The sequence below is a fragment of the Chamaesiphon sp. OTE_20_metabat_361 genome (genome assembly GCF_031364565.1).
The window spans coordinates 1-6,312 of record NZ_JANLWO010000295.1; the positions used below are offsets into that span (position 1 = coordinate 1).

General features: G+C 49.3%; 5 protein-coding genes. 2 read left to right on the plus strand and 3 right to left on the minus strand.

Annotation, left to right across the window (positions count from 1 at the left end):
• Positions 1 to 264: 264 nt before the first annotated feature.
• Together RMO35_RS08690 and RMO35_RS08695 are read right to left on the minus strand one after the other, a co-directional pair.
• Complete coding sequence (locus RMO35_RS08690; protein ID WP_309740285.1) at positions 265 to 834, minus strand: Uma2 family endonuclease; 570 nt, start codon at positions 832 to 834, stop codon at positions 265 to 267.
• 158 nt (positions 835 to 992) lie between these two features.
• Entirely contained in the window at positions 993 to 2,660 is a 1,668-nt protein-coding gene (locus RMO35_RS08695; RefSeq protein ID WP_309740286.1) for a transglutaminase-like domain-containing protein, read from the minus strand.
• Positions 2,661 to 2,897: 237 nt separating this feature from the next.
• Between RMO35_RS08695 and RMO35_RS08700 the strand changes: the two genes are divergently transcribed.
• Positions 2,898 to 3,134, plus strand: coding sequence for a DUF2283 domain-containing protein (locus RMO35_RS08700; protein ID WP_309740287.1), 237 nt, complete (start codon positions 2,898 to 2,900; stop codon positions 3,132 to 3,134).
• Positions 3,135 to 3,242: 108 nt separating this feature from the next.
• Here RMO35_RS08700 and RMO35_RS08705 read toward each other — a convergent pair whose 3' ends face one another.
• Complete coding sequence (locus tag RMO35_RS08705; RefSeq protein ID WP_309740288.1) at positions 3,243 to 3,464, minus strand: DUF4327 family protein; 222 nt, start codon at positions 3,462 to 3,464, stop codon at positions 3,243 to 3,245.
• Positions 3,465 to 3,902: 438 nt separating this feature from the next.
• Between RMO35_RS08705 and RMO35_RS08710 the strand changes: the two genes are divergently transcribed.
• Positions 3,903 to 6,002 (plus strand): TIGR00300 family protein, encoded by a 2,100-nt coding sequence (locus RMO35_RS08710; protein ID WP_309740290.1) that lies wholly within the window; start codon positions 3,903 to 3,905, stop codon positions 6,000 to 6,002.
• Positions 6,003 to 6,312: the final 310 nt, after the last annotated feature.

A 6,312-nucleotide genomic window follows, 5' to 3' on the forward strand; every position in this document is an offset into this window, starting at 1 on the left:
CTTTGACATGACTGATGAAGAGATCTCCGCTCTAGCCAAACAAGCAACCAGCGCAGCGGTTAAAGACTTACACGCTCGTGGCATTTCCACTTATGGGATGATGAGAGATGGCATCATGTATGAAACAAAGCCTAACGGCGAAAGAGTAGTGGTAGGTTAGGTTGAAGAATGAAACCCAACATATTTAGGGTGTTTATTTTGTGGTATTTGTTTGCCTCCTAGCTGAGAGGCTACGCCTACAATTCTCAACCCAACCTACAATCTCTACTCGAAAATAACTCCCTCATAGGCATCCTCGATCGAGAAAGTCAGATTGATAGATTTCAACTCAACTAAACCCCCTGCTTGGTAGTTGATAATTTGCCAGCTATCTCCATCACTCTTCCGAAACATTTCGATCGCTACTGCATCTGCATCAACTAATACATATTCTTGTAAGCTGGGATTTTGCCGATACATCCTGAATTTATTACCTCGGTCATAAGCTTCTGTGCTGGGAGATAAAACCTCAATGATTAAGCAGGGATAAGTAATGTATTGAGTGGTTGTCTTGTCTCGATCGTTACAAGTAACACTAATGTCGGGATAGACATAATCATTTGATTCGACAATATTCACCCTAGCATCGGAATTCAGCGTCTTACAACCACTGCCTCGCAAATGAGTTTTCAGTAAAATTAATAAATTTCCCGCAATATCACTGTGGTCGATCGTTCCACCACTCATCGTATAAACTTCGCCATTAATATATTCATGGCGACACAGTTGTTGTTCCTCCCAGGCAAAATACTCTTCAGGCGTGAATCGTGGCAAACTTTCTCTTGCAGCAACCATCTTTAAACCTCAAAATAATTTGACTTGCTTAGTATTGGGTTGGTTGAATCTAACTCTCTTCTGCAATATTTTACTCGATCGTCAAGTCGATTTACTGTACTAATATCTTATTGACGATCGAACATTAAAGATAATCTCGATCGCCAGCTCGCCCAAAATTATTCGGCACTGAGATCGCTAGGAATCAGTTCTTCCAAAATACGAAACCGAATGTGGTTGATAGCGAGATCGCCCATCGAGAGATGCTCTGGCTTGTCAGCAGCCTTCATTTTTTCAAATGAGATCCCTTTGCCGATTTCGGTGTGATACCAGGCTAAACCCATGAAAAACCGCTGGGGATATGGCCCCCGTTCGATCGTGTCGTCCATATTGGATTCCATTGGCAGCCAGCCGATACCGGGCACGTAAAACTCCAACCAGACATGGTTAAAATCGGGCTGAAGGGGCTGGTAGACTCGATCGGGATAGGCAGGACATTTATACCGTCCGATCGTCCTACAGGCAATGCCATTGAGGCGGGCGAGGGCGAGTAAGACGCCAACGTATTCGCCACAGGAGCCAACGCCGCGTGCGAGGGCGACATCGGGGGTATCGATCCGGGGTTGGATGCCGTAGGAGAGTCTATCGTAGACATAGTTACGGATTTTGAGCATCTTCCGCAGGACGTTTGTCTCGGTTCCGGCGGCTTCTTGGGCGGCTTGGATCATCGTGTCGGTATCCATCGCCAGATCGTCGTCATCGACTAAATATTGGGCTAGCTCGGGTGGGAGGGTGTGGTTGTCCTCGATGTCGTCAGGAGCGAGGGAATATTTGAGTCCGTACATTTCGATAATTGCTTTCCAGCCATGTAGTCCCCCTTGGTTGGGATCGAGTCTATCGAATTTAAATACGGCGACTTTTTGTCCCGCTTGCTCTTCGATCGTATATTCACAGCCGATGGCTTCGATATGGCGCACGCGTTGGCGCAGGGTATTCGAGGGGAGGGCAATTCGCCACTCGACTTGGTTGAGGGTGATGGCTTCGAGGGGAAGGAGTTCTTCGACGTAGGATAGTTCGATCGCGAAGCCATTAGAGAGGGTATAGTGGGCGCTCGGATTGTGGTGAAGATAGAGAGGGTGGATGAAGGTGCGATCGCGAAATGTCAGTTGATACGGCGATTTGGCGTTGGGGTCGTCGCGAATATAGGGTTCTTCATCGGCGTAAACGACATAGCAAGTTGGCTCGGCTCCGGCGGCTGGATAAAAGGCGATGCCTGTCGGGGAGCTAAATGGGGTGAGGGCGCTAAATTGAATCGCTCCGGTAGCACGGTCTAAACAATAGACGGTCTGCTCGGCTCGATCGCATACCCACAGTGCATCTTGGTGAATGCTGAGGGTTTCACAACCAACGCCGGGTTGCGGGATCTTGCCCTGCAACTCGCCAGTGGTGCGATCGAAAATGTGAATATAGCCAGATTTCTGGCAACTGACATACACTAGCGAGTCGCAGATTGCCACGCCAGTAACTGGATAGGGCAACCGCGTAAATGTAGTTGGTGTCAGGGTTTGGCGGTTGCACCACATGACTTCTTGACCTTTGGCAAACCACAACGTATCTTCCCAGATCGTCAATCCAGTCACCCCAATCCACTCTGAAACCTGACGCGGATTGAGAATAGTCGTATTGTTAGTCTGTGGATCGATACTTACCAGATAGCCCCGCACCGTGTCCACTGCGAGGAGATGTTCTCCAGCTACTGACAGTCCTGAGAGGGCATACACGCCGATCGGTCGAATGGTAGAATGCGATAGTTGAGGATAGGAGGACATGCCTTCAGGCTTAAGCATAAATCGATGGCTCAAGATATTTACGTTTAGTATATCTCTCCAGCTCGACACAGATTTAAATCGATTTTTTAGCCAGCAAAATCAATTATGGGATTTTGTTATTAGTGATACATTTTGCTATCTCACCTATGAATAGGATGAAGAGAGTAAATTGCGCGATGTGCTACTAAATCCCGTCTCACTTACCCTCCCGACACCCCTCGTTCATCATCATTGCGACAAAGGACATACCCGATCGTGAAAGTTATTTATGACCCAGACAAGGATATTTTACAGATTACATTTGTCGAAATGACCGTTGAAGAAACGGCTCAAATCGCCCCTGGACTGGTAATAGATTATGACGTAGATGGCAATACGATCGGGTTGGAAATTGCTAAGGCATCTACGAAGGTAGATAGTCCTTATGCTATTTCCTATCTCGTTGGCGCAGCTAATTTCGATAAACCCAGACCGAAAGAAAAAGATTGCTAATGTTCTTAAAAATCGTCAAACTACATCACCGAACTTCAGCACGGCCATCGGTTGCAGCGTCAGCAGTTGGCTCTCGACTATCGCCCGAGTTATCTCTGTGACTGGCGCTCAGTCATTTTCCCAACATTCTGCCCCAACAAGATCGATAATTCGACCGCGCAACACATAGTCATATGTATTCAAGATGTGTTCGACATCTTGCCATTGCCGATCGCCGAAAAACCGTTTGAGTTCGGAGATTCGCTGTTGCCGATCGACCGATCCACGCGCAACTAATGCCCGAACTTCATCTTGAAACTCACTCAGACAATATCGCTCTAGCGTAACCATAATTTGATGCTCCTGTAGGGTTGAGGATTACAAGGTTTACCGACAAGCCATACTTCTTATAGTAGCATTATTCTCTGGATATAGCTCTATTGACATCTACCGATCGACACAGCTTTGATTAAAAACCGAGCTTTGCTATCTATCTTTGGGTACATATTATATTTGAAGGATTTTGCGATGCTAGAACACAATTGTTACAATTGATGCACATCGAATGGTAGCGATCCTGTACTAACATCTTACCATCTGTCTCGATCGCTGTCTTGTCGTTTTCTTATTCGGCGGCGTTTTATGCGGGGGGAACCCTAGATCTAAAAACGCCGCTGTCTTGAAAAGGTGCTTCACTTTTCGCAAACCGTCGGGGAACCCGACGTTGACGTAGCCTCTCCGTCAGGAGTTACGCGAATCGCTATCCCCTACCATCTACCCTCTCTCCCCATGACTAATCCCGTACGAATTTTGATGTGTGCGCCCCATCATTACGATGTTGACTATGTAATCAATCCGTGGATGGAAGGCAATATTCACCGCTCATCGCGGGAACAAGCCGAAATCCAATGGGAAAAGTTATACCAAGTTCTCAAAAACTACGCTCAAATCGATCTAGTCGAACCGCAGCCGGGATGGCCTGATATGGTATTTACTGCCAATGCTGGGTTAATTTTGGGTGATACCGTCGTCCTGAGTCGCTTTTTCCATCCCGAACGCCAGGGCGAGGAACCTTATTTTCAGCAGTGGTTTGAAAGTCAGGGCTACAAAGTCCACACCTTACCCAAAAGTTTGCCATTTGAGGGGGCGGGAGATGCCCTACTCGATCGCGGCGGACAGTGGCTGTGGGCGGGTTATGGCTTTCGATCGGAGCTAGACTCTCATGCTTATTTAGCGCAGTGGTTGGATGTCGAAGTCCTCTCCCTCCGGCTGGTAGATCGGCGGTTTTATCATTTGGACACCTGTTTCTGTCCATTGGTAGATGGCTATTTGTTGTACTACCCCGCCGCTTTTGACACCTATTCCAATCGGCTGATCGAGTTACGCGTCCCGGCTGAAAAACGGATCGCGATCGAGGAAGCCGATGCCGTCAATTTTGCCTGTAATTCGGTGAATATCGATCGAGTCATCGTGGTAAATAAAGCCAGCGATCGTCTCAAGCAGACGCTTCAAGAGCGCGGCTTTACGGTCGTCGAGACACCCCTGACAGAATTCCTCAAAGCAGGTGGCGCGGCTAAATGCTTGACGCTCAGAGTGACTGAAACTCACCATGAGTCGCCCCAAGCATCGAAGATTCAAAGCCGGACGATCCATCTGGAAGGACATTTGCTCGATTCTGGCTTGGTAAATCGCGTCCTCGATACGATCGTCGCTGGTGGTGGGAGTTTCCAGGTGGTGAATTTTAGTCTCGGCGCACAGCGACTGGACACTTCAGCAGCAGAAGTCAAGGTTTCGGCTCCCGATCTGGTGGTGATGGCGGATATTATGGGGCAACTGATCGATCTCGGTGCGGTAAGTGCCTCCGAGCAGACAATCGATGCCACACTCGCCCCCGTAACTCAGGCTGGAGTAGCGGCTGATGACTTCTATGCCACTACGATCTACCCGACGGAAATCGCGGTTGCTGGCGAGTGGATTAAGGTACAGGGACAACGGATGGATGGCGCGATCGCCGTCACACAGACAGATACAGGCGCGATCGCCAAGTGTAAGCTGCTCCGCGATCTCCAAGTGGGCGAATCGGTAGTAGTCGGGAGTGAAGGAATTCGCACCAAACGCAATACCACCACTATTAAGAAAGTCGCCACCGAAGAATTTAGCTTCATGGGCGCGGGGGTATCGAGCGAACGCCGCGTCGAATTAGTCGTCGAACAAATTGCCTGGGACTTACGCCAAATCCGCGATCGCGGGGGCAAAGTTGCCGTCGTCGCGGGGCCAGTTGTAATCCATACTGGGGGCAGTAAGCACCTCAACCAACTCATCCGCGAAGGCTACGTTCACGCCCTCCTCGGCGGTAATGCGATCGCCGTCCACGATATCGAGCAATCCCTGATGGGCACCTCATTAGGTGTCGATATGCAGCGCGGGATCTCCGTACATGGCGGACATCGCCACCACCTCAAAGCAATCAATACTATCCGTCGCTGTGGCAGCATTGCCAACGCCGTCGAGCAAGGCGTCCTCCAAAGCGGCGTGATGTACGAATGCGTCAAACACAACGTCCCCTTTTCCCTCGCTGGCTCGATTCGGGACGATGGCCCCTTACCCGATACCCAGATGGATCTCGTCGCCGCCCAAGCCGACTACGCCCGCCTGATTGAAGGCTCCGACCTGATTTTGATGCTATCGAGTATGCTCCACTCGATCGGGGTCGGAAATATGACCCCAGCGGGGGTAAAAATGGTCTGTATCGACATCAATCCCGCCGTTGTGACCAAACTAAGCGATCGCGGCTCGATCGAGTCAATTGGCGTCGTTACCGACGTAGGACTGTTCTTGAGTTTACTAGTACAGCAACTCAATAAGTTGACTGGGCAGTATGGGGGGTAGAGGGTAAAAGGGGAAAGGGGAAAGGGGAAAGGGAAGAGGTAAGAGGTAAGAGGTAAAAGGTAAAAGGGAAGAGGTAAGAGGTAAGAGGGGAAAGGGGAAAGGGGAAAGGGTGAGAGGTCAGAAGTAGCAATATTCGGACGCTTACGTCTCCCCAACTCCCCAACTCCCCAACTCCCAACTCCCAACTCCCAACTCCCAACTCCCATCTCCCGTCTCCTGTCAAATCAAATACAAACTAGCAGGTACATTATTTGATACAGTCATCTTATTGTGTAGTAGGTGTGACTTTGATTTTGGTTCGCCACGGTGG